The sequence below is a fragment of the Roseateles aquae genome, from assembly GCF_032337115.1.
Lineage (GTDB): Bacteria > Pseudomonadota > Gammaproteobacteria > Burkholderiales > Burkholderiaceae_C > Roseateles_C > Roseateles_C aquae.
Genome location: NZ_JAVXZY010000014.1, coordinates 35,545 through 61,808 on the forward strand (window position 1 = coordinate 35,545; position 26,264 = coordinate 61,808).

27 protein-coding genes are annotated in these 26,264 nt (G+C 68.6%); 13 read left to right on the top strand and 14 right to left on the bottom strand.

The window, feature by feature from the left end; translation table 11 throughout:
* Positions 1 to 31: 31 nt before the first annotated feature.
* From RQP53_RS23445 to phnF, 5 genes are all read right to left on the bottom strand, one after another.
* A complete protein-coding gene (locus RQP53_RS23445; RefSeq protein ID WP_315653156.1) occupies positions 32 to 2,644 on the bottom strand; it encodes an AAA family ATPase in 2,613 nt (870 codons plus the stop codon).
* Between the two features lie 437 nt (positions 2,645 to 3,081).
* Positions 3,082 to 4,914, bottom strand: a complete 1,833-nt coding sequence (locus RQP53_RS23450) for a M14 family metallopeptidase (RefSeq protein ID WP_315653157.1) — start codon at positions 4,912 to 4,914, stop codon at positions 3,082 to 3,084.
* A 126-nt stretch (positions 4,915 to 5,040) separates the two neighbouring features.
* Positions 5,041 to 5,985 (bottom strand): hypothetical protein, encoded by a 945-nt coding sequence (locus tag RQP53_RS23455; protein ID WP_315653158.1) that lies wholly within the window; start codon positions 5,983 to 5,985, stop codon positions 5,041 to 5,043.
* A gap of 156 nt (positions 5,986 to 6,141) precedes the next feature.
* Positions 6,142 to 6,822: a DUF1045 domain-containing protein gene (locus RQP53_RS23460; protein WP_315653159.1), complete on the bottom strand. Its 681-nt coding sequence runs from the start codon at positions 6,820 to 6,822 to the stop codon at positions 6,142 to 6,144.
* Positions 6,819 to 7,577 (bottom strand): phosphonate metabolism transcriptional regulator PhnF, encoded by a 759-nt coding sequence (gene phnF, locus RQP53_RS23465; RefSeq protein WP_315653160.1) that lies wholly within the window; start codon positions 7,575 to 7,577, stop codon positions 6,819 to 6,821. The genes RQP53_RS23460 and phnF overlap by 4 nt, the downstream gene beginning before the upstream one ends.
* Before the next feature lie 61 nt (positions 7,578 to 7,638).
* Between phnF and phnG the strand changes: the two genes are divergently transcribed.
* From phnG to RQP53_RS23525, 12 genes are all read left to right on the top strand, one after another.
* Positions 7,639 to 8,124: a phosphonate C-P lyase system protein PhnG gene (gene phnG / locus RQP53_RS23470; protein ID WP_315653161.1), complete on the top strand. Its 486-nt coding sequence runs from the start codon at positions 7,639 to 7,641 to the stop codon at positions 8,122 to 8,124.
* Complete coding sequence (gene phnH, locus RQP53_RS23475; protein WP_315653162.1) at positions 8,121 to 8,852, top strand: phosphonate C-P lyase system protein PhnH; 732 nt, start codon at positions 8,121 to 8,123, stop codon at positions 8,850 to 8,852. The genes phnG and phnH overlap by 4 nt, the downstream gene beginning before the upstream one ends.
* Before the next feature lie 3 nt (positions 8,853 to 8,855).
* Entirely contained in the window at positions 8,856 to 9,965 is a 1,110-nt protein-coding gene (locus RQP53_RS23480) for a carbon-phosphorus lyase complex subunit (protein WP_315653163.1), read from the top strand.
* On the top strand, positions 9,962 to 10,852 hold the full coding sequence (locus RQP53_RS23485) for an alpha-D-ribose 1-methylphosphonate 5-phosphate C-P-lyase PhnJ (RefSeq protein WP_434064143.1): 891 nt from the start codon (positions 9,962 to 9,964) through the stop codon (positions 10,850 to 10,852). Before RQP53_RS23480 ends, RQP53_RS23485 begins: the two co-directional genes overlap by 4 nt.
* Positions 10,849 to 11,661: a phosphonate C-P lyase system protein PhnK gene (phnK, locus tag RQP53_RS23490; protein ID WP_315653164.1), complete on the top strand. Its 813-nt coding sequence runs from the start codon at positions 10,849 to 10,851 to the stop codon at positions 11,659 to 11,661. The genes RQP53_RS23485 and phnK overlap by 4 nt, the downstream gene beginning before the upstream one ends.
* Complete coding sequence (gene phnL / locus RQP53_RS23495; protein ID WP_315653165.1) at positions 11,658 to 12,434, top strand: phosphonate C-P lyase system protein PhnL; 777 nt, start codon at positions 11,658 to 11,660, stop codon at positions 12,432 to 12,434. Before phnK ends, phnL begins: the two co-directional genes overlap by 4 nt.
* Positions 12,431 to 13,609, top strand: a complete 1,179-nt coding sequence (locus tag RQP53_RS23500) for an alpha-D-ribose 1-methylphosphonate 5-triphosphate diphosphatase (RefSeq protein ID WP_315653166.1) — start codon at positions 12,431 to 12,433, stop codon at positions 13,607 to 13,609. The genes phnL and RQP53_RS23500 overlap by 4 nt, the downstream gene beginning before the upstream one ends.
* Before the next feature lie 538 nt (positions 13,610 to 14,147).
* A complete protein-coding gene (locus RQP53_RS23505; protein ID WP_315653167.1) occupies positions 14,148 to 15,122 on the top strand; it encodes an NAD(P)-dependent oxidoreductase in 975 nt (324 codons plus the stop codon).
* Positions 15,123 to 15,191: 69 nt separating this feature from the next.
* On the top strand, positions 15,192 to 16,325 hold the full coding sequence (locus RQP53_RS23510; RefSeq protein ID WP_315653168.1) for a helix-turn-helix domain-containing protein: 1,134 nt from the start codon (positions 15,192 to 15,194) through the stop codon (positions 16,323 to 16,325).
* Positions 16,326 to 16,352: 27 nt separating this feature from the next.
* The gene (locus RQP53_RS23515; protein WP_315653169.1) at positions 16,353 to 17,300 is read left to right on the top strand and encodes a hypothetical protein; all 948 of its coding nucleotides are present in this window, start codon (positions 16,353 to 16,355) and stop codon (positions 17,298 to 17,300) included.
* Between the two features lie 232 nt (positions 17,301 to 17,532).
* On the top strand, positions 17,533 to 18,555 hold the full coding sequence (locus RQP53_RS23520; protein ID WP_434064145.1) for an alpha/beta hydrolase family protein: 1,023 nt from the start codon (positions 17,533 to 17,535) through the stop codon (positions 18,553 to 18,555).
* A gap of 71 nt (positions 18,556 to 18,626) precedes the next feature.
* The gene (locus RQP53_RS23525) at positions 18,627 to 19,382 is read left to right on the top strand and encodes a hypothetical protein (protein ID WP_315653171.1); all 756 of its coding nucleotides are present in this window, start codon (positions 18,627 to 18,629) and stop codon (positions 19,380 to 19,382) included.
* A 27-nt stretch (positions 19,383 to 19,409) separates the two neighbouring features.
* Here the strand turns inward: RQP53_RS23525 and RQP53_RS23530 are convergent, their stop codons facing one another.
* Positions 19,410 to 20,063, bottom strand: a complete 654-nt coding sequence (locus tag RQP53_RS23530) for a peroxiredoxin (RefSeq protein ID WP_315653172.1) — start codon at positions 20,061 to 20,063, stop codon at positions 19,410 to 19,412.
* Between the two features lie 160 nt (positions 20,064 to 20,223).
* Between RQP53_RS23530 and RQP53_RS23535 the strand changes: the two genes are divergently transcribed.
* Positions 20,224 to 21,015 (top strand): class I SAM-dependent methyltransferase, encoded by a 792-nt coding sequence (locus RQP53_RS23535; RefSeq protein ID WP_315653173.1) that lies wholly within the window; start codon positions 20,224 to 20,226, stop codon positions 21,013 to 21,015.
* Positions 21,016 to 21,037: 22 nt separating this feature from the next.
* On the opposite strand, the gene RQP53_RS23540 is transcribed toward RQP53_RS23535, so the two are convergent.
* The 8 genes from RQP53_RS23540 to RQP53_RS23575 all read right to left on the bottom strand — a co-directional run bounded on the left by RQP53_RS23540 (position 21,038) and on the right by RQP53_RS23575 (position 26,257).
* A complete protein-coding gene (locus tag RQP53_RS23540; protein WP_315653174.1) occupies positions 21,038 to 21,541 on the bottom strand; it encodes a DUF6265 family protein in 504 nt (167 codons plus the stop codon).
* Between the two features lie 25 nt (positions 21,542 to 21,566).
* Complete coding sequence (locus RQP53_RS23545; protein WP_315653175.1) at positions 21,567 to 22,217, bottom strand: hypothetical protein; 651 nt, start codon at positions 22,215 to 22,217, stop codon at positions 21,567 to 21,569.
* A 273-nt stretch (positions 22,218 to 22,490) separates the two neighbouring features.
* Positions 22,491 to 23,306, bottom strand: coding sequence for a substrate-binding periplasmic protein (locus RQP53_RS23550; RefSeq protein ID WP_315653176.1), 816 nt, complete (start codon positions 23,304 to 23,306; stop codon positions 22,491 to 22,493).
* 50 nt (positions 23,307 to 23,356) lie between these two features.
* Entirely contained in the window at positions 23,357 to 23,938 is a 582-nt protein-coding gene (locus RQP53_RS23555) for a nucleotidyltransferase family protein (protein WP_315653177.1), read from the bottom strand.
* Between the two features lie 280 nt (positions 23,939 to 24,218).
* Entirely contained in the window at positions 24,219 to 24,572 is a 354-nt protein-coding gene (locus tag RQP53_RS23560; RefSeq protein WP_315653178.1) for a DUF6265 family protein, read from the bottom strand.
* 31 nt (positions 24,573 to 24,603) lie between these two features.
* On the bottom strand, positions 24,604 to 25,059 hold the full coding sequence (aac(6'), locus tag RQP53_RS23565; protein WP_315653179.1) for an aminoglycoside 6'-N-acetyltransferase: 456 nt from the start codon (positions 25,057 to 25,059) through the stop codon (positions 24,604 to 24,606).
* Positions 25,025 to 25,546, bottom strand: a complete 522-nt coding sequence (locus RQP53_RS23570) for a GNAT family N-acetyltransferase (RefSeq protein WP_315653180.1) — start codon at positions 25,544 to 25,546, stop codon at positions 25,025 to 25,027. The genes aac(6') and RQP53_RS23570 overlap by 35 nt, the downstream gene beginning before the upstream one ends.
* 201 nt (positions 25,547 to 25,747) lie before the next feature.
* Positions 25,748 to 26,257 carry a GNAT family N-acetyltransferase gene (locus tag RQP53_RS23575; RefSeq protein ID WP_315653181.1) on the bottom strand — a complete coding sequence of 170 codons (510 nt, stop codon included), beginning with the start codon at positions 26,255 to 26,257 and terminating at the stop codon, positions 25,748 to 25,750.
* Between the last annotated feature and the right edge of the window lie 7 nt (positions 26,258 to 26,264).

The following is a 26,264-nucleotide window of genomic DNA, read 5'->3' on the forward strand; positions in this document are numbered from 1 at the left end:
GCCGGCGCCCAGGTTGGTCATAAGAATGGGATCAGCCCCGCGCCTTGGCGACATCCTTCACCCGCTTGTCGAGCAGGTCGCGCCACTTGGCCAGGCGCTCGATGTCGTCGCTGAGTTCGACGGGCACGGGCACGGGCAGCCGGCCGACAGCCGCCGCAGCGTCGTGCTCGAACTTCGAGCACTTGGTCATGCCCGCGTAGATCTCGCTGTAGTCGTTGTCGGTGACCGTGACGCCCTTCAGCCGCAGCGTCGCGACGCCCTCGCCGAAGCGTTGCACCGCCCCGTTGAGTAGTACTTCCTCGATGCACCGCTCCCAAGCAAGCCGGAGGTGGCCATAGCACTTGGCCGTCAGCTGGCGCTGAGCTTCTTCGTCGCCCTCCTTCGCGGCCTTGCGCACGATGACGAGCATCTGCCTCAGCCGGCCCAGGCGATCCTTGGTACCCAGCACATCGAACGGCAGATCTTCCGAATGCACGCCATAGCCCCGCGCGGTACGGCGGATGTAGTTCTTAGTCAGGTCCGCGCCCACCTCTTGCGCCTTCTGTTCCAAGATGAGCAGAAAGTAGATGTCATGGGTGAAGACGATCACCTGCCGCGTCAACGACTCCTCAGCCAGCCGCTCCGCGACCTCCCAGCGCCGACGATGGTCTAGCGAAGAGACAGGGTCGTCGAGCACGATGCCGCCGCGCCCCTTGCCCAGCCGGATCTCCGCCATGAAGGACGCGATGGCGATCGCCCGCTGTTCACCCTCGCTGAGAATGGCAGCGGGGGCACCGCCGCCCGGCAACTGCAGCGTGAGCTTGAACTGTGTCCTGCCGCCCGGTGACTCGGGCTTCATCACGACCCGCAGGTGATGGACCTTGAGCAGCTTGAGCTCCTCGTTGAGGGCGTCTGCAAGCTCCTGGCTGGCCGTCGTACGCGAAAGCTCGGTGGACTTCCGCGAGATGCCCCGCGTCTCCATACCGTCAATGCACGCCTGAAGCTTGCGGCAGTATTCGTGTTTGGTCATCGCCTCCAGCACGGCGACCTTGACCTCGCCGAGCCGGCGCCGGGCATCGAGCTCGGCCCGCTCCGCGACCATGGCCGCCCTCAGCTTTTCATCGGCGGTGGCGTCGAGCGCGTTGGCCTGGCTCAGCAAGCCGTCGACGACGCCCATGAGGCCAGGCTGCGGATCGACCGAGAACTTCGGCAGCGCGTCCCAGCCTTGTTTGCCGGCAGCCGACTGGACCACCGCCTGTTGGCGCGCCTTCAGGACTTCCTGCAGGACCGCGCAGGCCTCGGCAACCGCCGGCGCAATCTCGGTCAGCTCCTCGACCAGGGCGTCGCGGAACATCAGGTCGAGGTTCGCTTGCTTGATCGCCAGGAACGGTGCCGCCGCCGCGTAGTGCGCCTCCTTCGCCGCCTTCTCGGCCGCGGCCTGGATGAAGGCGTCGAAGCGCAGCAGTCGCGCGGCGCCCTCCTCGCCGAGGACGTTCTGGCACAGGGGGCAGGCGGCGTCCGCGGGCAGGCCCGGGAACGCGTGTTCCGCGTGGCTGGCCGCCGAAAACATGCGCGCCGCATCGAAGAGGGCCTTCCACTCTTCGCCGCCGGTGCCCGGCAACTGGCCGGGTGTCGCCCTGAACTCCTTGGCCGCCAGTTCTGCCGCTGCCTTGGCGAGGTTCGATTTCTGGACGAGCCCCTGCAATGAAATGACCCGCTCGTCGCTCACAGCGTCTGCCGCAGCGGTGGCACGCGCCTTCAGATCACCCAGACGACTGGCCTTCTGCCGCAGCGCCAGGGCCTTCTGCTTCGGGTCGGCCTCGGCCAAGGTCTTGGTGAGCAGCTCGAGCCGCGCCACCTCAGCTTCGCTGAGCGTCGCCAGCGCTTCGATGTCCTCGGCCTTGGTCCTCGCTGGAATGCCGAGCAGCTTCTTGGCGACCTCGGTCTGCTCGCGCGCGAGCACCGCGTAGGCGGCGTCGCTCGGCGCGGTGGCGCCCTTCTCGGCGAGTGCGCGGGCCTTCAGCTTGTTGCAGGCCCCCACCAGGCCTTCCAGGATGTCCAGCCCATAGGGGGCATAGGCAAAGTCTCCCTGGTTGTCGATGTAGGCGCGGGCGCAGTGCGAATCGAATATCGAGATGTCCGACAGCGGCGCCGGCGGCTCGGCCCCGTCTTGCCAGGGCAGATCGATGGCCACCCCGTCGACATCGGCCTCGAATACGGCCCGCGCCGGCCCGCACTTGCCAGGCTCAAGGTTGGCGTCGGGGAGGATGGGCTCACGGCGATCGCGAGCCCGGCAGGCGTGTTTGAACACGCGCGAATAGCCGGACTTCCCGGCGCCGTTTTCACCGTAGATGACGGTCATGCCCGTTCGGGCAATCGGCAGGCGCGCCTCGCTGGCCAGCGCGTTGACGTTCGCCAGTTCCTTGATGGCCCCGAGCACCACGTGGCGAACAGGATCGGCCTTCGGCGCGACCTGTGCGTCTTCAAGCCGTCTTGGCCTGCGCCCTTCGGCATCCTGTATGCCCGCCTCAGTCTTGGCCAGGGCGTAGAGGTCGTCCAGATCGCCGGCGCTGAGCGTGCGATCGCCATAGAGCCTAGCAATGGCATCTTGCTGCCAGGGCGCGAGGTCCTTGGACCACGCATGGATCTCCTGCAGGATCGTCACCAGCTTCCTCCTTGTCAGCGGGTCCTGCCGAAGATGGGATTGACTTGTGGTCTTCGGCTTGATCGAGAGAGTCCAACTGTATGGGAGTTAGGCCGGCGGTGATGCTGCTCCCCCTCGCGCCAGGGAGGCGTACGCTGCAACTGTTGAGCCGGCACAACAGGAACCCATACGCCGCCTGAATTTGCCTGATGGAAGCCAACGAATCGGTGGGCTGGGATTGCGGGATCAGGACAGCGTATGTCTCTCTTCAGGGTCGAAAGCTGTCAGCGATCAGCCCTGCGTGAACGCCTGGACTCAGCCTAAAGAAGCCTTCCCCGCCAACACAGTGAAAGCCCATACAAACAAGCAAAGCGAGCAGCGGGAACCGGCAATGACGCTCAACGAGACCGGACGCCACACTCGCCTTGCGCCGATTCCAGGCGATCAGCGCCTCGCCATCAGCGCCCCTTGGCATGGCCGGAGCTGCCGGGCTCGCTGTCCACCCTCAGCACCGGATAACGCTGAAAGCGAACGTCCCAAGCCGGGTGGCGGCGGTAGAAGAAGTCGAGGCGTTCCCTGGGGTTGGCGGCGAAGGCGGGATCGTCGGCCAGGCGCTGCTGGAACGCAGCGGCCAGGGCGGGGTCGGCGGCGAGTTGTTCGCGGGCGACCTGCTCGGCCACATAGCCTTCCATGTATTCCTTGCGCTCGAAGGCCGTGTTGAACTGGCCCCAGGCCAGCAGGGAGTCAGGCGCTTGCGGCTCCAGCAGGGCCACCAGCAGCCGCGCGCGCGGCTGGGCGATGGGCACGAAGAGGGCGCCGGCGGCCAGCTCGCCGGTGCCCCGCTCGTCCAGCTGCCACTGGCCGCTCACTTCTAGCCGCTGCCGGCCCTCAAAGCTGGCCGGCGCGGCGCGCACCTGGCTGGGCAGGAAAACCTCGCGTGGCGCTGCGGGCAAGGCCTGCTTGAGGCGGCGAAAGGCGATGCCGTGCAGGCGCAGCAGCGGCGCCAGGCGATCGGCCTCGGCGGCGGGTACCAGATAGCCGGCCTTGGGCGCCTGGATGCTGAGGGCCGGCAGCAGCTCGTCGCGCAGCGGCACGCGCCAGAGTTGCGGCCGGCTTTCGTCGTAGCGCGTCATCAGCGCGCCGGACACCTCCGAGGGCGTTCGCGTGTAGGCATAGCCGCGGAACTCGATCTCGCGGCTGCGTTCGCTGGCCTTCCAGCTCAGCGGCAGCGGCTGGCCGGCCAGCTGCGTGGCGGCCGCATCGGCTTGCAGGGCCTGGCGCTGCCAGGTCTTGCCCTGGGCGGCGGTGTGCTGCAGCACATCGACGATGGTGTTGCGGGTGATGCGCACGCGGGTCGGGTAGTCCTTCCACGAGTGCGTTTCGACCAGCATGCCGAAGCGGTTGCGCAGCGCAAAGTAGCCATGCGAGAAGCGCGGCGGCGGCACGCTGTCTTCGAAGCCGGAGGCCGGGTCGTCCTCATGGGCGAAGCTCATGTAGAAGGGCTGCGGCAGCGAGCCCTGTGTGGCCAGCTGTGCGATCACGCCGTCGCGCAGCTGCCGGCCGCTGGACTGCAGTGTGGCGTCGCCGGTGTGCAGCGGCTCGACCTGGATGGAAATGTCGTGCTCGAACTGCGCGCCGTCGGTGACGTGCAGGTCAACCGTCAGCAGCGGGTCCCAGCGCTGCACCAGGCCCAGCATGGCGCGCATCTCGGGCGCATCGGCCTTCATATAGTCGCGGTTCAGGTTGTAGTTCTGCGCCGTCGTGCGCCAGCCCATTTCCTCGGGGCCGCGCTGGTTGGGGCGCTGCCAGGCACCAAAGCGTCCATGGCCGTCGATATTGAAGACCGGCACGAAGACGAAGACCTGCTGCTTCAGCGCGCCGGGCGCGGTATGGCCATCGAGCAGCTCGCGCAGGGCCAGAAAGCCGGCGTCCTTGCCATCGATCTCGCCGGCATGGATGCCGCCCTGCATCAGCACCACGGGCAGGCCGCGGCGGCGTGCGGCTTCCGGGCTGAGTGCGCCGCTGTGCGAGGCCACCAGCGCCAGCATGGGCCGGCCTTCCGGCGTCGTGCCAAAGCGCTCGCAGCGCACGGCCTTGGGGTAGGCGCGGGCGAAATCGCGGCACAGCGCGATCACTTCTTCGTAGCGGCCGGTCTTCTTGAAGCCGCTGGCCTCGGCCAAGGTCTGCAGCGCCGGGGCGGCGACGGCGGCCCGTGGCGCTTGCAGTGCGAACAGGGCGAGCAACGCGATGAGGGCGAGCAAAGGCAGAGAGGGCAGCAGCGTCTTGCGCATCGTCGGGGCAGGGTGGCCGGGGAGCTGCGCAGCATAGCGGCGGCGGTGGGGCCGACCTATGCAGACCTTCCCTGGGGCTGTGAGTGGGCTGTGAGGGGGCGGCGCGGGGACGGCGAGCGTCCGGCGTTAGCGGCTGTGCAGCGCGGCCGGCTGGGTGTGCTCCAGCAGCTCGTCCTCGCTGACCAGCAGCGAGCGGGTGATGCGCCGGTCTTCGCGGATTTGCAGCAGCAGGCGCTGCTCGAGGTTGTGGCGGATCGAGGGGCAGGGCGTGCCGCGGCTGTTTTCCCACTGCTCGGCCGTGGCGCCGCCGCAGACCGGCAGCAGATGGCAGCTGCGACAAGGGGTGTCGGCCTCGGCGCTGGCAACCAGATGGGCGGCCAGCGCCGGCAGCAAGGCGGGCTTGTGGCCCAGCTCGGCCAGGCGGCGCAGCACCGTTACTTCGAAGGCGGCGAACTCGGGGGCCGACATCGCCGTGCCGCAGCGCGAGGGCGCCAGCGTCAGCCGCAGCTTGGCCAGCAGACCTTGTTCATCCAGGTGTTCGATCAGCTGCAGCAGATCGGGTTGGCCGCGGGCGTCGAGCTCGCAGCGCAGCTGCAGCGACAGGCGCTGCTGGGCGAACTGCGGATCCTCGATGATGGCGTGCAGCATCTGCAGCGAACGGGCGAGGCGCTGTTCGGCCGCGGCGCCGCTGCCGTGCAGGCGCAGCCGCAGCTCGACGGCGCGCACGCCACAGCGGGCCCGCCAGGCGAAGAAGGCCTTGGGGCTCAGGCCCTCGGCGTCGAGCAGCAGGGCCGGTCGGGCCTCGGCGGCGGCGGCCTCGCTGCGCTCCAGGTCGAGCACGCGGGCGAGTTCGTCTTCATCGCGGCTGACGGCGATGCGCCGAGCGATCAGCTGGGCCAGCTCCGGCACGCTCATGGCGGCAAAGGTGCCGGCCACCAGCTTGCCGTAAAGGGCTTCGTCCAGCATCGTCAGCTCGGCGCGCCGGGTCGAGAACACGGCGCGGAAGCGGCCGCCAAACAGCGCCGGGCTGACCACCAGGTAATGGCTCTGGCGCAATTCCTCGCGGCTCATGGGCACCCTCCCGGCTGGCGATCGGCGGCGGCACGGAGCGCAACAAGGTGAGGGGCGAGACGGCTGACTTGCATTGCGGTCAGTGTGCCGCCGCGCCTGCAAATTTGCGTCTGTAAGACCTGACAGGCTGGTGTCTTCCCTAGCCTCGGCTGGGCACTAATCGCCCAGTTTGAAACGCTGCAACAAACGCAGCGGCGTGCCGGGCCGGGCTTCGACAAAGACGCTCACTTCCTCAAGCATCAGCGGCTGCGCCAGAGCGGCCGCAAAAGCCGCCTCGGCGCGCTGCTGCAGCGCAGCAGGCTCGGGCGGTAATCGATCACTGAGGGTCATGTGGAAACGCCAGTGCTGCAACACATGGGGATAGCCCCAGCGCTGCAGCGCGGCGAGCTGTGCTTCAGCGAGCCCGGCGGCGCGGCGCGCCAACTCCGGTGCGCCCATAGTCGCGCGAAACTCGTCCAGCGAGGTCACGCAGGCATCGGCCAGCTGGCGCAGCGGGTGAGCGGCAGCCGGCGGCTGCTCAGGTCGCAGCGCCAGAAAGCCGTCCAGCCAGTCGACCCGCAGCGCGGGCATGGCGAAGCGGGCTTGCCGGGCCGCCAGCTTCGCCACGGCAGCGCAGAAGGCCGCCTCGCTGCAGCCCTCGCGCAGGCGCAGCGGCGCCTTCAGCGTGGCATGGAATCCATAACGCCACGGTTCAGCGCCCCAAGCCGGCGCCGTACCTGCCTCGCCAAGCTCCGGGTCCCGCCCCAGCCAGGCGCAGCCAGCGGCCCAGAGCGGGTGGGCGCGGGCCGGCACCCAGTAGACGGCGTAGCGGGCGGTGGGCTCGAAGCCGCTGCTCATGGCTGGCCCCAGTCCGCCGCGTTGACGCTCAGCTGCACCGCATCGGCAGCAAACACGGTGCGCCCGGCCTCGACCGGCCGGCCTTGCGCATCGACATTGAGATAGACCACCTCCAGCAGCGGCTGCGTCGGCGCGCGGGCCAGCGCATCGGCCTCATGCGCTTCGGGCAGCCTGGCGCTGACGACGCTGCGCTGGCGCGTGTAGTCGGCCACGCCCAGCGACTGCAGCGCGGCGGTGATGCTGCCCAGCCGGGCAAAGGCCTCGGCCATGCCGGCCAGCCTCGGCAACGGATAGGCGGCGGTGCTGACCCCGACCGGTCGGCCGCGCACCGAGGAGCGGGTGATCAGCAGCTCGATGCTGTCGCTGCGCGCCAGGCCCAGCTCGGCAGCCCAGGCGCCGGCGGGCTCGATGCGGCTGGCCAGCAGCTCGCGCTTGGCCTGCTCGCCGGCGGCGGCCAGGCTTTGCGTCAGCCGGGTGCGGCGCTGCAGCGCGTAGTCCAGCACCAACTCGCGCACATAGGTGCCGCTGCCCTGGCGGGCCTGCACAAAGCCCTGGCGGGCGAGCGCCTGCAAGGCCTGGCGCAGCGTGTGGCGGTTGACGCCGAAGCGTTCGGCCAGCTGCGCTTCGTTGGGCAGGCGCTGGCCCGGCGCCAGGCGGCCGGCACTGATGTCGGCGCCGAGCTCGTCGGCAATCAGCTGCCAGCGCGGTGCGGCGCTGCCAGTCGGGCTTGGGGAGGGGTGGGGATGTGCGGTCAAGAAACTGTCACCGTTGCTGGACATACTGGCGCCATCCTAAAGTCATCTAGATGACATCAGCATGACCACTGCTTCAATGTCCCCGTCCAGCACAGCCAGCCAGGCCCGCCGCGACTGGCTGGCCGTGCTGGCCCAGGCGCCGCGCGAGGCGCTGCTGCGCGCGGCGGCGCCCTGGCGCGCCGGCCAGCCCTTCGAGCTCATGCGCGCTCCTGAGACCGGCCTGGCCATGCTGCGCGGCCGAGTCGCCGGTGCCGGCGAGCGCTTCAATGTGGGCGAGGCCACACTGACCCGCTGCGTCGTTCGCCTGCAGCGCGAAGGCTGCACCACGCTGGGCCTGGGCTACCGCCTGGGCCGCGATGCCGAACGGGTGCGCTGCATGGCCGAGATCGATGCGCTCTTGCAGCAGCCCAGCAGCCAGGCCGATCTGCTGGCCGCGCTGATCGAGCCGCTGCGCGAACAGATCGCCGCGGCGCGCGCCGCCGAGCAGGCGCGCAGTGCCAGCAGCCGGGTGCGCTTCTTCACACTGGCGCCGGAGACCACGACATGAATGCCTTGCTGAAAATGCCGCCGCTGGCCGAGACCGGCAACCTGGCCACCGCGGTGATGCTGGGCCTGCGCGAGCCGGTGCACGGCGCCCAGGCCTGCTTCCGGGCGCTGCTGACGGCGCTGTCCTACCCCGGCCGCCTGCAGACCCTGCCGCCCGATGTGCTGGCCGCCGAGCTGCAGCGGGGCTTGCGCGAGCAGGCCGCGCTGCTGGCACCGGCCAGCGCCGCCCTGCTGCTGACGCTGCTGGACCAGGACAGCACGCTGCAGCTGGCCGGCGCCCATGGGGCCGATGCCACACGCCGCGCCGCGCTGCTGCGCTGGCTGCGTTTTCACACCGGCGTGCGCGAAGCCGGCATCGATGCTGGCGGCGACTTTGTGCTTTGCGATGCGGCCGGCGCGCGCGCGCTGACGCTCAGCCAGCTGCCGCTGGGCAGCGATGAGGAGCCCCAGCAGGGCTGCACGCTGATCATCGAGGTCGAGGGTCTGCAGGCCGGGGCTGGCGCCGCGCTGCCTGGTGGCACCGGGGGTCAGGTCTTGCGCCTGCGTGGCCCCGGCATTGCCGGCGAGCAGTGTGTTCGCGTGCTGGGCCTGGACGCCGCCTTCTGGCAGCAGCGCATCGCCTTGCAGGCCGAGTTCCCGCGCGGGCTGGAGTTGGTGCTGGTCTGCGGCGAGCAGCTGCTGGCCCTGCCGCGCAGCAGCCGCATCGAATTGATGGTGACGGAGGGCTGAGCCATGTATATCGCAGTCAAAGGCGGCGAGCAGGCCATCGAGGCCTCGCGCGCGCTGCTGGCGGCCGCCCGCCGTGGTGACGAGGCGGTGGCCGAGCTGAGCGTCGAACAGCTGGCCGGCCAGCAGCGCTTGGCCGTCAGCCGGGTGATGGCCGAAGGCTCGCTCTACGACCCCGAGCTGGCCGCGCTGGCGCTCAAGCAGGCCCAGGGCGATGCGGTGGAGGCGGCCTTCCTGCTGCGCGCCTACCGCACCACGCTGCCGCGCCTGGCATTCAGCGAGCCGCTGGACACCGATGCGATGCGCCTGCAGCGCCGCGTCTCGGCCATCTTCAAGGACCTGCCCGGCGGCCAGCTGCTCGGCCCCAGCGTCGACTACACCCAGCGCCTGCTGGACTTTGCGCTGCTGACGCCGGGGGCGCCACTGCCCGCGCTGCCGCAAGCTGCCGAAGCCGCCCCCGAAGCTGAGTCTGGCAACGCGCTTGCCGCGCTGGCCGCCCAGGGCCTGATCGAGCCGGCGGTGCCGCCGGCCGGCGATCCCGAGCCGCCGGACATCACCCGCGATCCGCCGCGCTACCCGCTCAACCGCGCCGGCCGCCTGCAGATGATGGCCCGCGCCGACGAGGGCTGGCTGCTCGGCATGGGCTATTCCACCCAGCGTGGCTATGCCCACACCCATCCCTTTGGCGGCGAGATCCGGCTGGGCCATGTCGTCGTCGAGCTGGTGCCCGATGAGCTGGACTTCGCGATCGAGGTCGGCGAGATCGAGCTGACCGAGTGCCAGATGATCAATCAGTTCGTCGGCAGCGCCAGCGCGCCGCCGCAGTTCACCCGCGGCTACGGCTTGGTGTTCGGCCATGGTGAGCGCAAGGCGATGGCGATGGCCCTGGTCGACCGCGTGCTGCGCGCCGACGAGTTCGGCGAGTTGAAGACCAGCCCGGCGCAGGACCAGGAGTTCGTGCTGCCGCAGGGCGATAGCGTCGAGGCCTCGGGCTTTGTCCAGCATCTGAAGCTGCCGCATTACGTGACCTTTGAATCCGAGCTGCAGCTGATCCGCACGCTACGTGAAGAGCAGGCCGCCCGCGCCGCGGGCGCGCCGCAGGAAAGCAGGCCATGAGCACGACCGTTTCACACCCCGCCCACAGCGGCATCACCCCGGCCAGCGGCGAACGCCTGGCCGGCTACAACTTCGCCTACCTGGACGAGCGCAGCAAGCGCATGATCCGCCGCGCCATCCTGAAGGCGGTGGCCCTGCCCGGCCACCAGGTGCCGTTTGGCTCGCGCGAGATGCCGCTGGCCTATGGCTGGGGCACCGGCGGCATCCAGGTCACGGCGGCGCTGATCGGTGCCGACGATGTGTTGAAGGTGATCGACCAGGGCGCCGACGACACCACCAATGCCGTCAACATCCGTCAGTTCTTCCGCCGCTGCACCGGTGTGGCCACGACCGAGCACACCGCGCTGGCCACGCTGATCCAGACCCGCCACCGCATCCCCGAGCGCGCGCTGAGCGAGGCGCAGGTGCTGGTCTACCAGGTGCCGCAGCCCGAGCCGCTGTACAAGCTGGAGCCGCGCCGCGCCGAGACGCTGAAGCTGCACGCGGCGCAGGAGTACGGCCTGGTCAATGTGCGCCTGTATGAGGACATCGCCCATTGGGGCCGCATCGAGGCCAGCTACGACCACCCGGTGCGCGTCAACGGCCACTATGTGATGTCGCCCTCGCCCATCCCCAGTTTCGATAACCCCAAGATGCACCAGATGGCCGCGCTGCAGCTGTTCGGCGCCGGCCGCGAGAAGCGCATCTACGCGATTCCGCCCTACACCGATGTGCAGAGCCTGGACTTCGAAGACCACCCCTTCCAGGTGCCCGCCCAGCCGCAGGCCTGCGCGATCTGCGGCTGCACCACGAGCTTTCTGGATGAGCTGCCGCAGCCCGCGGGCCCGAGCGTCTACGCCTGTTCCGACAGCGACTGGTGCCGCGAACAGCTGGAGGCCCGCGCATGAACGCGATCCCGTCCTTTTTCGCGCCGCCCGTTCCGCTGCTCAAGGTGAGCGGCCTGTCGCACCGTTTCGAGGGCGCCAGCGATGGCCGCTATGCGCTGCGCGAGGCCAGCTTCGAGCTGTACCCCGGTGAGGTGCTGGCCATCGTCGGCGAGTCTGGCTCGGGCAAGAGCACGCTCTTGAACTGCCTGGCCGGCCGCCTGATGCCCAGCGCCGGCGAGCTGCTCTATCTGGACGCCGAGCAGCGCTGGCGCGATGTGCTCGCCTTGAGCGAGCGCGAACGCCGCGTGCTGGCGCGCACCGAGTGGGGCTTTGTCGAGCAGCACGCGGCCGAGGGCCTGCGCATGGACGTCAGCGCCGGCGCCAATATCGTCGAGCGCCTGATGGGCCAGGGCCAGCGCCATTACGGCCAGCTGCGCGAAACGGCACTGCAATGGATGCGCCGCGTCGAGCTCGATGCCAGCCGCGCCGACGACGCGCCGCGCGCCTTCTCCGGCGGCATGCGCCAGCGCCTGCAGATCGCCCGCAATCTGGTCACCCATCCGCGCCTGGTGCTGATGGATGAACCGACCTCGGGCCTGGACGTGTCGGTGCAGGCGCGGCTGCTGGACCTGATCCGCCTGCTCAGCAGCCGGCTGCAGCTCTCGGCCATCATCGTCACCCACGATCTCGGTGTGGCGCGGCTGCTGGCCCAGCGCACCCTGGTGATGCGCGAGGGCCGCATCGTCGAGCATGGCCTGACCGACCGCGTGCTGGACGATCCCCAGCATCCCTACACCCAGTTGCTCGTCTCCTCCATGGTGGCCCCATGAATATGGCAAGACCTGACCCCCAACAGCCGCTGGCCGGCGAGCCGGTGCTGCGCCTGCGCGGCCTGAGCAAGCATTTCACGCTGCATCTGCGCGGCGGTGTGGCGCTGCCGGTGCTCAGCGACTTCTCGCTCGACGTGCATGCCGGCGAATGCGTGGCCCTGGTCGGCCCCTCGGGCCGCGGCAAGAGCACGCTGATGAAATGCCTGTACGGCAATTACGCGCTCGATGCCGGCGAGGCCTGGTTCGCGTCCAGCGCCGGCGCTATCGATCTGGCCCAGGCCACGCCGCAGCAGCTGCTGGCGCTGCGCCGCAGCGAGATCGCCTATGTCAGCCAGTTCCTGCGTGCGGTGCCGCGGGTGCCGGCGCTGGACGTGGTGGCCGAGCGCGCGCTGGCCGCCCGTGCCACGACACCCGCCCTCAACGATCTGGACCAGCCCGACCCCGGCGAGGCCGCAGCCCGCGAACGCGCCGCCGCCCTGCTGGCGCGGTTGAACCTGCCGCGCTCGCTGTGGCAGCTGCCGCCGGCCACCTTCTCCGGCGGCGAGCAGCAGCGCGTCAATATCGCCCGCGGCTTCATCACCCCGGCGCGCCTGCTGCTGCTTGACGAACCGACCGCCTCGCTGGACGCCGCCAACCGCCGCGTCGTCGTGCAGCTGATCCAGGAAGCCAAGGCGGCCGGCAGCGCCATCGTCGGCATCTTCCACGACGAGGAAGTGCGCGATGCCGTGGCCGACCGCAAGATTGAAATGGAACCCTTGAAGGAGCCAGCGTGAGTCCGCTGAATTCCACCTTTGCCGGCGCTGACGCCGACGAGCTGCTGCTCAGCAACGCCCGCGTGGTGCTGGCCGACCGCGTGCTGGAAAACGCCAGCGTGCTGTGCCGCGGCGGCCGCATCGTCGATGTCTCGGCCGGCGCCAGCACGGCGCCTGGTGCGATCGATCTGCAAGGCGACTGGCTGCTGCCCGGCCTGGTCGAGATGCATACCGACAATCTGGAGCGGCATGTGCAGCCGCGGCCCAAGACCAGCTTTCCGATGAGCGCTGCCGTGTTGGCGCACGATGCCGAGGTGGCTGCCGCCGGCATCAGCACCGTGTTCGATGCCATCGGCGTCGGCGATCCCTATGGCGACGGCTTCCGCGCCCGCGACCAAAGCGAGCTGCTCAACGTGCTCGATCGCATGGACGCCGCCGGCGTGCTGCGCGCCGATCACCTGATCCATGTGCGCTGCGAGCTGCCGGCCGAGAACGCGCAGGCGCTGTTCCAGCCCTTTGCCGGCCATGCCCGGCTGGCGCTGATCTCCTTGATGGATCACACGCCGGGCCAGCGCCAGTGGACCGATATCGAGCAGGCCCGCACCTACTACACCGGCAAGAAGGGCTGGAGCCACGCCACCTTTGACGAAGAGGTGCGCATCGCGCCCGAACGTCAGGCGCGCCACGCGCGGCCCAACGAGGCCTGGTTCGCCACCTTTGCCCGCGAGCACCGCATCGTGCTGGCCAGCCATGACGACACCACGCCGGCCCACGCCGAGCACGCCCAGGCGCTGGGCGCCGCGATGAGCGAGTTCCCGACCACGCTGGCCGCCGCCCGCCGCGCCCGCGAGCTGGGCCTGGCCACGGTGGCCGGTGCGCCGAATGTCGTGCGTGGCGGCTCGCACTCGGGCAATGTGGCGGCGCTGGATCTGGCCCGCGAGGGCCTGCTCGATGTGCTGTCCAGCGACTATGTGCCGGCCAGCCTGCTGCTGGCCGCCTGGACGCTGATGCGCGACGCCGGCTACTCGCCGGCCGAGGCGCTGGCGGTGGTCAGCCTGAACCCGGCGCGGGCCTGCGGCCTGGCCGATCGGGGTCAGATCTTGCCTGGCTTGCGTGCCGATCTGGTGCGCGTCCGCGAAGTGGCCGGCCAGCCGGTCGTGCGCCAGCTGTGGCGCCAGCAGCAGCGGGTGCTCTGAGCGGGCAAGGAGAACCGACCACAGAGACACGGAGACACAGAGGAATACGAAGGCCTTGAGTTCTCTTTGCTTTCTCCGTGGCGCTGTGACTCTGTGGTGTGCTGCAAGACTGGTCAACCGACCACTGACACACGGAGACACTGAGGAATGCGGAGGCCTTGGGTTCTCTGTGCTTTCTCCGCGTCTATGTGACTCTGTGGTGTGTTACAGGACTGTTGAACCGACCACAGAGACACGGAGACACAGAGAAATTCAGAGGCATCGGGTTCTCTGTGCTTTCTCCGTGGCGCTGTGACTCTGTGGTGTGCTGCAGGACTGGTCAACCGACCACAGAGACACGGAGACACAGAGGAATACGAAGGCCTTGAGTTCTCTGTGCTTTCTCCGCGTCTATGTGACTCTGTGGTGTGTTGCAGGACTGTTGAACCGACCACAGAGACACGGAGACACAGAGAAATTCAGAGGCATCGGGTTCTCTGTGCTTTCTCCGTGGCTCCGTGTCTCTGTGGTTTGTTCGGGTTTGAAAGGAGCGATGGGAATGAAAAGAGCGCATGTGTTGGTCAGTCAGCCGGTGTTCCCGGCCGTCGCCGAACGGCTGGCTGAGCGGGCCACGCTGGACATCAACCCCGGCCCCGAACCCTGGTCGGCGGCCGAGTTCGCCGAGCGCTTGCAAAAGGCCGACGCGATGATGGGCTTCATGACCGACCGCATCGACGCCGCCACGCTGGCCGGCGCGCCGCGGCTGCGCATGATTGCCTGCGCCCTGAAGGGCTACGACAGCTACGACCTCGCCGCCTGCCGCGCCGCCGGCGTGCGCGTCTCTATCGTGCCGGACCTGCTCACCGCGCCGACCGCCGAGCTGGCCGTCGGCCTGGCGATTGCGCTGGCCCGCCATCTGCGCGCCGGCGACGAACGGGTGCGCAGCGGCGCCTTCCAGGGCTGGCGGCCCACGCTTTACGGCCGCGGCCTCGACGGCGCCTGTGTCGCCATCCTCGGCGTCGGTGCGGTCGGCCGGGCGATCGCCCAGCGCCTCGGTGGCTTTGGCTGCCGGCTGCTCGGTGTTGACAGCGCCGTTGCCGCCGACTGGCCGGCCGCCGTGCAGCGCTGCAGCCTGGACGAAGCGCTGGCCCAGGCCGATTACGTCTTCGTCGCCCTGCCGCTGAACCCGGCCACGCTGGGCCTGATCGATCAGCGCCGTATCACCCAGGCAAGACCTGGCACCCTGTGGATCAATATCGGCCGCGGCTCGGTGGTCGACGAAGCGGCGATGGCCGCCGCGCTGGCGAACGGTCAGGCCGGCGGCTACGCGGCCGATGTCTTTGCCTTCGAGGACTGGTCGCTGCCCGAGCGTCCGAACGCCGTGCCCGAGGCGCTGCGCCGCCAGCCCAACACCGTGTTCTGCCCGCACCTCGGATCGGCCGTGCGCGAGGTGCGGCTGGCGATCGAGCAGCGTGCCGCTGACAACCTGCTGGCCTTCCTGGCCGGCGAGGATTTGCCTGACGGGGTGGCCTGAAGTCGGGGCAGCGGCCCAGCGCTGTGTGAATGCCGTGCCGGTAGCGGCCAGCTGCTATCGTTCGCGCCCATGCATCCCCAAGCCCTGCCCCTTCTCGACGCTGGCCTGCGTGGCGCCGTGGTGGCCACGCTGCTGCTGTTCGCGGGCGCCTTGTGGCGCGAGCGCCGCACCGGCTTGGGAGCCGCCGGACGGCTGGCAGGCGCACTGGCGCTGGGCCTGGTGGTGCAGGCGATCAGCTCCCTGCCGCTGATCGAGGCCGAGCTCAGCCCGGCCTGGCAGGCGCCCTGGGTGGCGATCTCGGTAGGCAATGGCGTGCTGTTCTGGCTGTTCGCCCAGGCCTTGTTCGACGACGAATTCCGGCTGCGCCGCTGGCATGGCGGGCTCTGGCTGGCGGTGCTGGGCGGCGTCTGGCTCAACTGTGCCTTGGCGTTTCCGCTGGGCCTCGTCAGCCTGGCGTTTCAACGCGCCGTGCCGGTGCTGACGGCACTGGCCGCCGCCTGGCCGCTGCTGCGCCACTGGCGCGGCGATCTGCTCGAATGGCGCCGCCATCTGCGTGGCTTCATCGTCGTGGCCGGCAGTGCCTATGCGCTCTTGATGGCCGCGCTGCGGTTGACGGCGCCGGGCGGGCGGCTCAGCCAAGCCGCGGCATTGCTGGACATGGGCTGCCAGATCGCAATCGGCATCGTCGTGGCGCGGCAGTTGTTCAGCATCGGCCTGCGCGGCTGGATTGGCCTGCAGGCCCCACCCGCCGTGGGCTGCCAGGCTGGCACAGGGCCGGCCGCCCCGCCTGTGACAGCCGCTCGGCAAGACCTGGCCCCGCCTGTTGATGCCGCGCCGGCGCCCGAGCCAGCCGAGGTCCAGGCCCAGGTGCAAGCACTGCAGCAGGCGATGCGCGAGCAGCGCCTCTACCGCGAAGAAGCGATGAGCCTGGCCGCGCTGGCCCTGCGGCTCAAGCTGCCCGAATACCGCTTGCGGCGGCTGATCAACCAGCAGCTGGGCTATCGCAACTTCAATGCCTATCTGAACGACTGGCGCCTGGCCGATGCCCGCCAGATGCTGGCCGACCCCGCCCGGCGCGAGCTGCCGGTGTTGACGATTGCGCTGGAGGCCGGCTTCCAGTCCATCGGCCCCTTCAACCGCGCCTTCAAGGCCGACACCGGGCTGACGCCGACGGAGTTCAGGCAGCGGGCCTTGGAGAACTGACTCACCAAGAAGAAAGAGGAGACGGAGATGAAAAACACCCTGTTGGCGCTGGCGCTCCTTGCCGCCGTTGCAGGGCCGGCGCATGCAGATAGCGATGGCGTTCGCGTCGAGGCCCATGCGCAGGCCTCGGGCTATCGCCTCGTGGCGCGCGGGCGGCCCGGGCAAGCGGACGAGCGTTTGCTGGCGGCCATGAAAGTCGAAGCTGGCAGGCTCTGTGCCGGTGGGACCCTCACCGAGCCAGCGGCCAGCGGCAGCTACGAGTATCTGAACGGCGGCAATCAATTCCTGATGCCTGCCGGGCGGGTGCTGATGCCAATGGCCAGCTACCACCAGCTTGAGGTGGCACCCTTGCTGAGCAGCATGCTGGCCTGCCCGGCAGAGCCGGGCAGCCCGAAGAACGAGGCAGCGCTGCGCCTGCGCATTGACAGCGAGTTGCCTGAGCATGTGAACTACATCGACCTCGGCTTTGGCAGCAGCATCCGGGCCCGTCTGGAAGTGCCGCTGTCTGGCAAGCGCTATGCAGACCTGGTGGCCGAAGCGGCCGCCGAGGCACTGCGCGCGCGCGGCTACGCGCTGGCGCTGGAGCCAGCCGGGCAGGCCGTGGCAGGCGCTGCACAGCTGCGCGTGGCCGGCGCCGAAGTCGCCTATGAGAACTTCTACGGCATGGCGATGGTCACCAAGATTGGCCTGCTGGGCCTGTCCAACCAGAGCGCGGCCTTCTGCAGCATCAGCTTGAACCTGGCGCTTGGCGGCACGCCCTTGAGTGCCGGCATGGTCAGCACCCGCGAGATGCTCCCGGCCATCTATTCCGACTGGGGCCGCGACATGGCCCAAGGCCCGGCGCCGGCCGTCCATCAATCGAGCACCGAACGGCTGGGCAAGACCTTGCAAGCCAATGTCAGGGCCGCCGTCCATGCGATGCCAAGTGCTGCATTGCAGAGCTGGTTGGAGCTGGCGGCAAGCTCGAGTCCCTGAGTCGCCGCTGGCCGATTCCTGAAATCGGCCAGGCCGAAAGCTCAAATCCTGGCGCTGCGCAGCTTTCGGCGAGACGCCGCCGCGCGCCGCACGCATCGTTCGCCTCCAGACGCCGGCATGGGGCCGGCGCCGCAGGAGCGAGACGATGACGAGCAAGACGAACAACACCAAAGCCACCAAAACAACCACCACCACCACCGCCGGGCGGAGCACGGCCGCGAGCCGCCCGCTCATGCGCTGGCTGGCCGGCGGCCTGGCCCTGCTGCTGGCCGCGCCGGCCTGGGCCGGCCTGGGCTTCACGACGCTGGCAGCGACCGAGCAGGACGGGCCGGTCAGCGTCTACTACCCGAGCGCTGCGGGCGAGTCGGCTGAGGCAGCGGCACCGCTGGGCCTGATGCTGGCCTTTGATGCACCGCCGCAGCGCGGCAACGGCCGGCTGGTGATGATCTCGCACGGCTCGGGCGGGTCGCCCTGGGTGCACGCAGGACTGGCGCGCGCCTTGGTGGATGCCGGCTTTGTCGTCGCCATGCCCGAGCATCGTGATGACAACTACAGACATGGCAGCCGCCCTGGGCCGGACAGCTGGAAGCTGCGCCCGGCCGAGGTCACGCGGGCGATTGACGCGATCGGCCGCGACGCCCGCTTTGCGCCGCTGCTGCAGCTGGACAAGGTGGGCGTGTTCGGCATGTCGGCCGGCGGGCACACGGCCCTGGTGCTGGCCGGCGGGCGCTGGTCACCGAGCCGCTTTCGCGATCAGTGCCTGGCCCATCTGGGCGAAGACTTCCAGTCCTGCGTCGGCCTGATTACCAGCCTCAAGGGCAATGGCCTGGACGGCCTCAAGCAATGGCTGGCGCGGCGCATCCTCAGCTGGCGCTTCGACGATGAGACGCTGCATGGCCACACCGATCCGCGCATTGCCGCCGTGGTGGCTGCCGTACCTTCCGCCGCGCATTTCGAGATGAGCAGCTTCGAGCAGCTGGCCGCCCCGCTGGCGCTGATGACTGCCCGCCAGGATGCCTGGCTGCACCCGCAGTTCCACAGCGACCGGGTGCTGGCCGCCTGCCCGCGCTGCGAGCTGCTGGCCGAGCTGAAGACCGGCGGCCATGGCGCCTACCTGTCGCCGCTGCCGCCGGGCCTCAGCGGCCTGATCGGCGCCATGATCAATGACCCGCCGGGCTTTGATCGCAGCACCGAAGTGCCGGCCGTCAATCGCAAGGTGCTGGCCTACTTTGACCGGCTGCTGCGGAACAACTGAAACCCGTCGTTGCTGCCAAGCCGGCTACCATCGCGCGTTTCCGTGGTCTGCATCTAAGCGAAGGAGCGCGTATGTCCGAAGCGAGCAAGCCAGAAGCCAGTGAGGGTGGGGCGCGAGTCCTCGCCTGGCTGGCCGCCCTCAATCCGCTGCTGCTCTTGCTGGTGGGCTATTGGCTCAACCACGGCATCGACAAGGCGCGCCTGGGTATCGAGCGGCAGAAAGCCGAGATCGAGGCGCTGAAGGCCGCGGCGGACACGTCCAGCGTCTACACCAAGACGCAGGTCGACAAGGTCAAGGTGATCGGCGACTTCCTCAACGACCTGACCGGCAAGGACGAAACCCGACGCTCGGTGGCGATGGAGGCGATCAACATCGTGCTGCCGCCGAACGAGGCGCGGCGCATCCTCAACGCGGTGCAGCAATCGGGCGGCGACGGCAATGCCAATGCCAAGGCTGCCAAATCGCTGCTGGAGCGCGATCGCCAGCGCCTGCTCAGCGATATGTTTGCCGACGACAAGGCGCGGCGCAGCAGTGCGCTGCATACGCTCAGCCAGGGCTGGGCCGACGACGAGGCGACGATCGCCGCGCTGATTGATCGCGTGATGCTCGATGTGCAGGCGCGCGACCAGGGCGGCTGGGCCGAGCCGGCGACGCCGATTGCGCAGCAGCAGCGTGCCAGCATCTACAACACCGCCAAGTTCCTGAGCCTGGCCAGCATCGTCGACCCCGGCTTGCGCGAGAAGGCGCTGAAGTTCGCCGAGCAGGCGGCGCGCAACAGCGCCGACAGCGCTGCGCTGGCCGAGGTGATCAAGCAGCGCTATCGCTGAGGCTGCGCCACGGCGCAGCCTGCGGGCTTACAGTGGCGCCTTGGTCGTGCGCAGATAAGGCAGCTTCACATCGATGGCGCCGAACTTCTCGCGCGCCTGATCGTCGTTCAGCGACAGCGCGACGATCACGTCCTGCCCGGTGCTCCAGTTGGCCGGCGTGGCCAGGGGCACGTTGTAGGTCAGCTGCAGCGCATCCAGCGCGCGCAGCACCTCGGCGAAGTTACGGCCGACCGACATCGGATAGGTCATCGATAGCTTGAGCTTCTTGTCCGGGCCGATGATGAAGACCGAGCGCACGGTGGCGGTGTCGTTGGCGGTGCGGCCATCGGGCAGATAGGCCTCGGCGGGCAACATGTCAAAGGCCTTGGACACGGCCAGGCCCTCGTCGGCAATGATGGGGAAGCCGGCGGCGGCACCGGCAAAGCGCTCGATGTCGCCCTTCCACTTCTTGTGCGCCTCGACGCCATCGACCGACACGCCGATCACGCGGGTGTTGCGCTTGGCCCATTCCTCGGCCAGCTGCGCCACCGCGCCGAACTCGGTCGTGCAGACGGGCGTGAAATCCTTGGGGTGCGAAAACAGGATGGCCCAGCCGGAGCCGATCCAGTCGTGGAAATTGATCGTGCCTTGGTCGGTCTCGGCGGTGAAATTGGGGACCAGATCGTTGATGCGCAGGGCCATGGCTTGCTCCTCAGGGGTGGGACGGGGTCTTGGGATGGGGGACTGCTACAGGGCTCGCAGCCTAACAGCGTGCACCTGCAGCGGCATGCCAGAGCCCTGTTCGTCACCGGGTCTTGGCCGGCACCTATGATCCGGCTTCCTCAGCCAAGTTCAAACTGCGATGAGCGAAGAAGCACAGATCCGTTTCGATGATGGCGCCAGCTACGAGCGCCTGATGGGCCGCTGGAGCCGTCTGGCCGGCGTGCAGTTCCTGGACTGGCTGGCCGCGCCGGCGGGCCGACACTGGGTCGACGTTGGCTGCGGCAATGGCGCCTTTACCGAGCTGCTGGTCGAACGTTGCGCGCCGGCCGGCGTGCATGCTTTTGATCCGGCACCGGCGCAGATCGCTTATGCCAGCCAACGCCTGGCGCCCGGCGCCCCGGTGAACTGGGCCGAGGGCAATGCAATGGCGCTGCCGCTGGCCGATGCCAGCTGCGATGCCGCAACGATGGCGCTGGTGCTGTTCTTCGTGCCCGAGCCGGCCCGCGGTGTGGCCGAGATGCTGCGCGTGGTGCGCCCCGGCGGCCTCGTCGCCGCCTACCACTGGGACATGCTGGCCGGCGGCTATCCGCTCGCACCCATCGGTGCCGAGATGAAGAAGCTCGGCCATGAATCGGTGATGCCGCCCAGCGTCCAGGTCTCCACGCTGGAGGCGACCACCGCGCTCTGGCAAGACGCCGGCCTGCAGGACGTGCAGACCCGCCAGATCACCGTGCAGCGCACCTTCGACAACTTCGACGACTACTGGGACAGCGCCGCCAGCAGCAATACGCTGCGCGCGATGTTCGCCAAGCTGTCGGCCGAGGAGCAAGCGACGCTCAAAGCGATGGTGCGCGGCCGGCTCGATGGCAGCGATGCGCCGCTGACCGTCAGCGCGCGGGCCAATGCGGTGAAGGGCCTCAAGCCGGCCTGAGCCTTGAGCCAGCCCGGCTTGCCTAAGGCCTTGGTGCCAGAGCCTGATCGCAGGAGACGCGGCGCATCGGGAAGTCGCGCTGGCGCTCGACGCCCTTGAGCCGACCTTCGATGCGCGCCAGCAGTGCGTCCGCGCCCTCGGCGCGGTAGCTGATGCGTTGCGGAAAATCGTGGGCCGGGTTCTCGAAGCTCACCGCGCCCTCATCGAGCGTCGTTGCGGTGAATGAGGCCGCGGGCTGGCCCGAGGGGCGGGCTGTGTAGACGGCGCGGCCCTCAGCGTCGAGATGAATGCTGAGGAATTCGTATTCGATCGTGCGGCCCTGGCGCACGATGCGGCTGAGCCCCAGCATCAGGCCGCCGGCGGGCGGCAGCCAATGCTCGACCGAACCCGGCTCGCCCGCCCCCTGAGCCCAGCAGCCGGCCAACCAGCTCAGGCGCTGCAGATCGGCCGGTTCTGCCATGGCCGTCGGGCAAAGGCAGGCCAGCGTCAGGCCTAGGCTTGCCGCGCTGCGCTTGATTCGTTTCATCGAGGGCTCCTTGGGATGAGTGGGCTCAGGCGGCGGCCGCACGACGCCACAGCACGTAGGCCAGCAGCATGAACCAGGGGATCTGACCCAGCCCGAAGACATAGACCGCATCGGCGAGCGCCGGCACGGCCGTCAACACGCCGGCCAGACCGACCAGGACGCTCAGCACCAGCAGGCTCTTGGGCATCAGACCCTGGCCCAGGCTGGCTTGCGCCAGCAGCAGCACCCAACAGCCGCCCAAGAGTTCAACGCCGCCGCCCAGTCCTTCCAGCATGAGGTTGAGCGCCCGCCAGAGCTGCAAGGCCTGGGCGGGGTCCTTCGCATGCAACCTGGCCACCGACTCCAGACCGACCTGGGCGATCATGCCCGCCGCCAGCAGCACGGCGGCCCAGATGTAGCCCAGCGGCGTGGCCAGCTTCATCCAGTCGCGCGCGCCAGGCTTGAGAAAGTCATCGGTGGCTGCCGTCAGTACCAGCAGCGCCAGGCCGGACACAATGTAGAGCGCGCCATTCAGCAGCCAGACCAGTGTCTTGCGCTGCAGCGCCGCCGCCAGTTGCTGTTCCGGACCCAGGCCGGCGCTTTGACCCGCCAGATTGGCCATCAGTGCGAAACCCGCCAGATAGACCAGCGCCAGTACCAGCGCAGCCAGGCTGCCCGCTCTCATCGTGTTGAACATCTGGACTCCCCGCTTGAAGGGCCACAACCAAACCAAGGACCACGTCCGGCATCGTCCATTGCCCTGCAGCGCTGACTCAGTGTTGGAAGTCACGGGCCTGCCTCGGGACTGACCTGCCTGCGTCAGCGCCTCTGGCGCGGCCGGTGTGGTGCTGGAGGCCATCAGCAGGTCCGGCAGGGTCGCCACACCTGCGTCGACCCAGGCGGCCGGCGTTCGACAAGCGCGACGCATCTTCGCCGCAAAGCCGCCTGGTGCGAACCGGCTCGCCACCGGTCAGGGCTCGATCGCGTCCAGCCGATGGCGCCGCAGCAGCGCCGCGTACTCCGGCGTCTTGCGGTACTCGCCGAGCGCCGCCGCAAAGCGCTGCGCCCTCTCCTGTGCGTCGGGCCGAGCACGCGAGAAGGCCAGGTAGGCGCTGATGCTATGCAGCGCCGGCTTCAGCGGCACGACCTGTTGGAACTCCGGCTTGTCCCCATAGGCGCCGACGAAATCGTTCCAGTTCAGCGCCGCCACGTCGGAGAAGCCTTCGCGCAGCAGGCGCAGTGCATCGGCCATGTTGAGCGCCTCGATCTTTGGGGCGGCATCGACGAGGGGCAGGCCGAATTTGAAGCCACGCAACGCGATCAGCTTGCGCGTGGCCAGAAAGCGCGACAGATCACCATCGAAGTCCGGCACCGCGCCCCTCAGCACCACCAGACGTAGCTCCGAGGTCGACAGCCGGTTGCCCTCCAGGAACAGCGCGAAGCGTTCGCGCTCGGGTGTTGGCGAGACATAGCTGGCCGCGGCCACGCGCCCCTGCTCCAGCTCCAGCAGCACACGCTTCCAGGGCAGGCTACGCCAGCGCACGCTCCAACCCAGACGCGCGGCCGCGGCCTCGATCATCTCGCCATGCAGGCCGGCGACCCGGCCCTGTACCTTCATCTCGAAGGGTGGATAGTCCGCATCGCCACAGGCGACGTCCAGCACCGTTTGCGCCTGCGCGACCGAACTCAGCACCAGGCCGGCCAGTGCCAGCAAGCCAGCGATGCCCATCCGGCGCAGGCATGCAGGCGGGAATCGGTTGCGGCGCTCGGTCTGGGTGTTGCGCATCGTGGCCATCGCCTGCCTCTGAGAGGGGGAAGTCTGCCCCAGTTTACGACTCAGGCTCGCAGCACCGTCACCCGCGGCCAGCGTTGCAGATAGCGCTTGCCCGCGACGCGCAGCCGGTAGGTCTCGACGCTGACCCGCGCCGGGTTGCGCCGCACGACCATGGCGAACAAATCATCGAGGCCGTGCGGTGCGATCACCTCGATGGCGCCTTCGCGCGTCAGCGTCAGGCCGACAGCGGTGGCGCACTCGGGCCAGGACGCCACCGCGTCTTCCAGCGAGGTCAAAGGCGCGACCGCATGACCGAAGCAGGCCTCGAACCACAAATGCACGCCGGCCTGGTTGGTAACCTCCCAGGGCAGCGCGGGCAGGCGTTGCTGCAACTGGGCTTGCAAGCGTGCATCGCGCTCGGGCGAGACATCGTCAGCATCGAAAAAGGCCACGTCCACATCGCTGAGCGGCGTTGGCGTTTCATGTCCATGCAGCGCATCCCAGACCAGATTGCGCACTGCCCCGGCACCTATGCACCATTGCGGCAGGCCGAGCTGCTGGACGGCGCACAAGGCCGTCCTCAACCAGGGGCTGGCCTGCGCGAGTGCGGCGAGTTGGGCTTTGTGATCAAGGTGTCGGGTCATTGATTTGGGTTCTTTTGGCGTTAAGTGTGGATGCTCTGGAAACGGCAAAAGGCAAGCACAGAGGCACGGAGTCACAGAGAAAAACTCGTCGAACTCTGGCCCTTTCTGTGAATTCCACCGTGTCGCCGTGCCTCTGTGCTTGCGTTTCGAGCGCCAGTGGCCAGGCATCAAACAACGCGCACAGAGCCTTGATTTGAGTGGAGCGTGGTGTCCAGGCCTTGCCCCGAAGCCACCGAACGGGTAGAGATCGGACGGTAGCGCGTCGAGTGCCTCGGCGGAGTCAGGCGGTCCAGCCTTGCCGGCCGCCGCGCGGGCCTTCGATGCGCGCCAGCAGCGTTGACGCGTCGCTGGCACGGAAGCTGATGCATTGCCGATAGTCGTGGCCCAGATTCTCGACGGTCACCACCCTGGCCTCGACCGAGATCGCGGTAGCGGCCGCCGGCTGCTGCCCCGAGGGCCTGGCGGTATAGACCGCGCGCCCGCGCTCATCGGGGTGGATGCCGAGGACTTCATGCTCGATGGTGCGTCCCTGCCGCCCGCCCCGGCGCAAGGCAGACCGGCACAATGAAACGAGGCCTTGCCTATCGGGCTCCAGTTGATCCGACGGCAGCACCTGCAAGGCCTGACCGAGCACCGTGACGACAGCTGGTGCACAGCCGCGTGCCCTAGCTCCCTTTGAGAGCCTTGCGGAAGAACACCACCCGCTCGGTCTCCTCGAAGCCCAGGCCGGCATGCACCGCATGGCTGAGGCGATTGCCCAGTGCCGCGTCGGAAGCCAATTCGCTGCAGCCATGTTCGAGGGCCCAGGCCTCGACCGCCCGCATCAGCGCGGTCGCTACGCCTTGCTGGCGATGGTCGGGGCGCACATACATCCCTTCGGCAAAGGCTACCGGCGAGCCGTCGGTGCCATTGACGTAGTCGTGGCGGATGGACGCTTCGATCAGACCCAAGGCCCGCTCTTGATCGTCCAGCGCGAGGAACTGGCCGAAGCGAGCGGGTTCGTTCAGCAGCCCAGCGATCTCGTCGCCGTGCTCATCGGCATGAGCCTCGGGCCACAGCGCCTGACGCAGCTCCAGCCAGGCTGCTCTATCGTTGGCGGTGCAAGGGCGTATGGTCGGCATGCGGCGGCAGGGCAAGGTGGTAGAACTTTGAATCAACGGCCATGACGGGAAACGACGTAGGCAGCGCGGTGCGGCCCAGCGCTTCGAAGCCGTGCTTCTCGTAGAAGCGATGGGCGGCCAGGAACTTGTCGGTGGTGCCCAGGAAGATGTCCGACAGGCGCTGGCGCCGGGCCCAGCTGAGCAACTCATCCAGCAGTGATGCAGCGACACCAAAGTCGCGGCCCCGGAACGGCCCGGCCACAAACATCTTGCGCAGCGCCGCCTGCTGATTGCCGATATCAAGCAGCGCAATGCTGCCAACAACCTGGCCGTCCAGTTCGGCGAGCCAGAAATTGCCGGCGCCATGCTGATAGAACTGTTGGATGTTGCCGAGGTCGGGCTGTGCCTCCAGGGTGATAGGAATACCGAACTCCTGCTGTTGAATGGGCAAGATCAGTGCCGTGATGGCATCGGTGTCAGCGGGTGTCGCGGTGCGAATCTTCAGCATGAGTTTTCGTGATCCTGATTAAGCCAGCGCTCGCGGTCTCTGAATGCTGGCGAAGGTCCGCGCAAGTCGGCGTGGGTCATCGTCGAAAGACTGGCGCAGGCCACCAGCCTGAGAAGCGTCTCGCGCCTTGCCAGGGCCCACGCCGACTGACGCAAACCTTCCCTAGGTTTTCAATGTAGCAGCCATGAGAGTGCGTTTTCTCTATGCACAGGACGACAGTGCGCACAGCGCCGCAGGGTCGAGCCGCCAACTCAGTCTGTCCTCCACCTGTCTGGCGCCCAAGCTGGCATAGAAGGCCAGCCCCTGCCTATTGCCCGCCTGCACCGGCCAGTCGATCCGCTGGCAGCCCTGGGCCAGTGCGCGGCGGGCCGGCTCGGCCATCAGCGCCCGGGCAAGACCCTGTCCGCGGCTTTCGGCGCTGACGAACAACTCCTTCAACTGGCACTGCTGGCGCCGCTCGGGCTCCGGTGATACCAGCGAGTACGTCCAGGCATAGGCGGCCAGACCCTTGAGACGGCCCGCGGCGTCGCTGGCGACCAGCAGTTGCAAGGGCGCGCTCGGTGCCAGCAGGTGCAACATCGCATGCTCGCGCACCAGCGCCCGCGCCGCCGGCGCCTCTGGGTGGTAGTGGGCGTTCAGCTCGCAGAGCAGGTCAATCAGGGGCTCGCGCTGTGCTTCGGAAACCAGGGTGATATGCAGGCTTGGCGACATGATGGCC

Coding starts and splice junctions, on each gene's coding strand:
- RQP53_RS23450 (WP_315653157.1), bottom strand. CDS start 4,914: ATGCGCAAGACGCTGCTGCCCTCTCTGCCTTTGCTCGCCCTCATCGCG.
- RQP53_RS23455 (WP_315653158.1), bottom strand. CDS start 5,985: ATGAGCCGCGAGGAATTGCGCCAGAGCCATTACCTGGTGGTCAGCCCG.
- RQP53_RS23460 (WP_315653159.1), bottom strand. CDS start 6,822: ATGAGCAGCGGCTTCGAGCCCACCGCCCGCTACGCCGTCTACTGGGTG.
- phnG (WP_315653161.1), top strand. CDS start 7,639: ATGACCACTGCTTCAATGTCCCCGTCCAGCACAGCCAGCCAGGCCCGC.
- phnH (WP_315653162.1), top strand. CDS start 8,121: ATGAATGCCTTGCTGAAAATGCCGCCGCTGGCCGAGACCGGCAACCTG.
- RQP53_RS23480 (WP_315653163.1), top strand. CDS start 8,856: ATGTATATCGCAGTCAAAGGCGGCGAGCAGGCCATCGAGGCCTCGCGC.
- RQP53_RS23485 (WP_434064143.1), top strand. CDS start 9,962: ATGAGCACGACCGTTTCACACCCCGCCCACAGCGGCATCACCCCGGCC.
- phnK (WP_315653164.1), top strand. CDS start 10,849: ATGAACGCGATCCCGTCCTTTTTCGCGCCGCCCGTTCCGCTGCTCAAG.
- phnL (WP_315653165.1), top strand. CDS start 11,658: ATGAATATGGCAAGACCTGACCCCCAACAGCCGCTGGCCGGCGAGCCG.
- RQP53_RS23505 (WP_315653167.1), top strand. CDS start 14,148: ATGAAAAGAGCGCATGTGTTGGTCAGTCAGCCGGTGTTCCCGGCCGTC.
- RQP53_RS23510 (WP_315653168.1), top strand. CDS start 15,192: ATGCATCCCCAAGCCCTGCCCCTTCTCGACGCTGGCCTGCGTGGCGCC.
- RQP53_RS23515 (WP_315653169.1), top strand. CDS start 16,353: ATGAAAAACACCCTGTTGGCGCTGGCGCTCCTTGCCGCCGTTGCAGGG.
- RQP53_RS23520 (WP_434064145.1), top strand. CDS start 17,533: ATGCGCTGGCTGGCCGGCGGCCTGGCCCTGCTGCTGGCCGCGCCGGCC.
- RQP53_RS23525 (WP_315653171.1), top strand. CDS start 18,627: ATGTCCGAAGCGAGCAAGCCAGAAGCCAGTGAGGGTGGGGCGCGAGTC.
- RQP53_RS23530 (WP_315653172.1), bottom strand. CDS start 20,063: ATGGCCCTGCGCATCAACGATCTGGTCCCCAATTTCACCGCCGAGACC.
- RQP53_RS23535 (WP_315653173.1), top strand. CDS start 20,224: ATGAGCGAAGAAGCACAGATCCGTTTCGATGATGGCGCCAGCTACGAG.
- RQP53_RS23540 (WP_315653174.1), bottom strand. CDS start 21,541: ATGAAACGAATCAAGCGCAGCGCGGCAAGCCTAGGCCTGACGCTGGCC.
- RQP53_RS23545 (WP_315653175.1), bottom strand. CDS start 22,217: ATGTTCAACACGATGAGAGCGGGCAGCCTGGCTGCGCTGGTACTGGCG.
- RQP53_RS23550 (WP_315653176.1), bottom strand. CDS start 23,306: ATGCGCAACACCCAGACCGAGCGCCGCAACCGATTCCCGCCTGCATGC.
- RQP53_RS23555 (WP_315653177.1), bottom strand. CDS start 23,938: ATGACCCGACACCTTGATCACAAAGCCCAACTCGCCGCACTCGCGCAG.
- RQP53_RS23570 (WP_315653180.1), bottom strand. CDS start 25,546: ATGCTGAAGATTCGCACCGCGACACCCGCTGACACCGATGCCATCACG.
- RQP53_RS23575 (WP_315653181.1), bottom strand. CDS start 26,257: ATGTCGCCAAGCCTGCATATCACCCTGGTTTCCGAAGCACAGCGCGAG.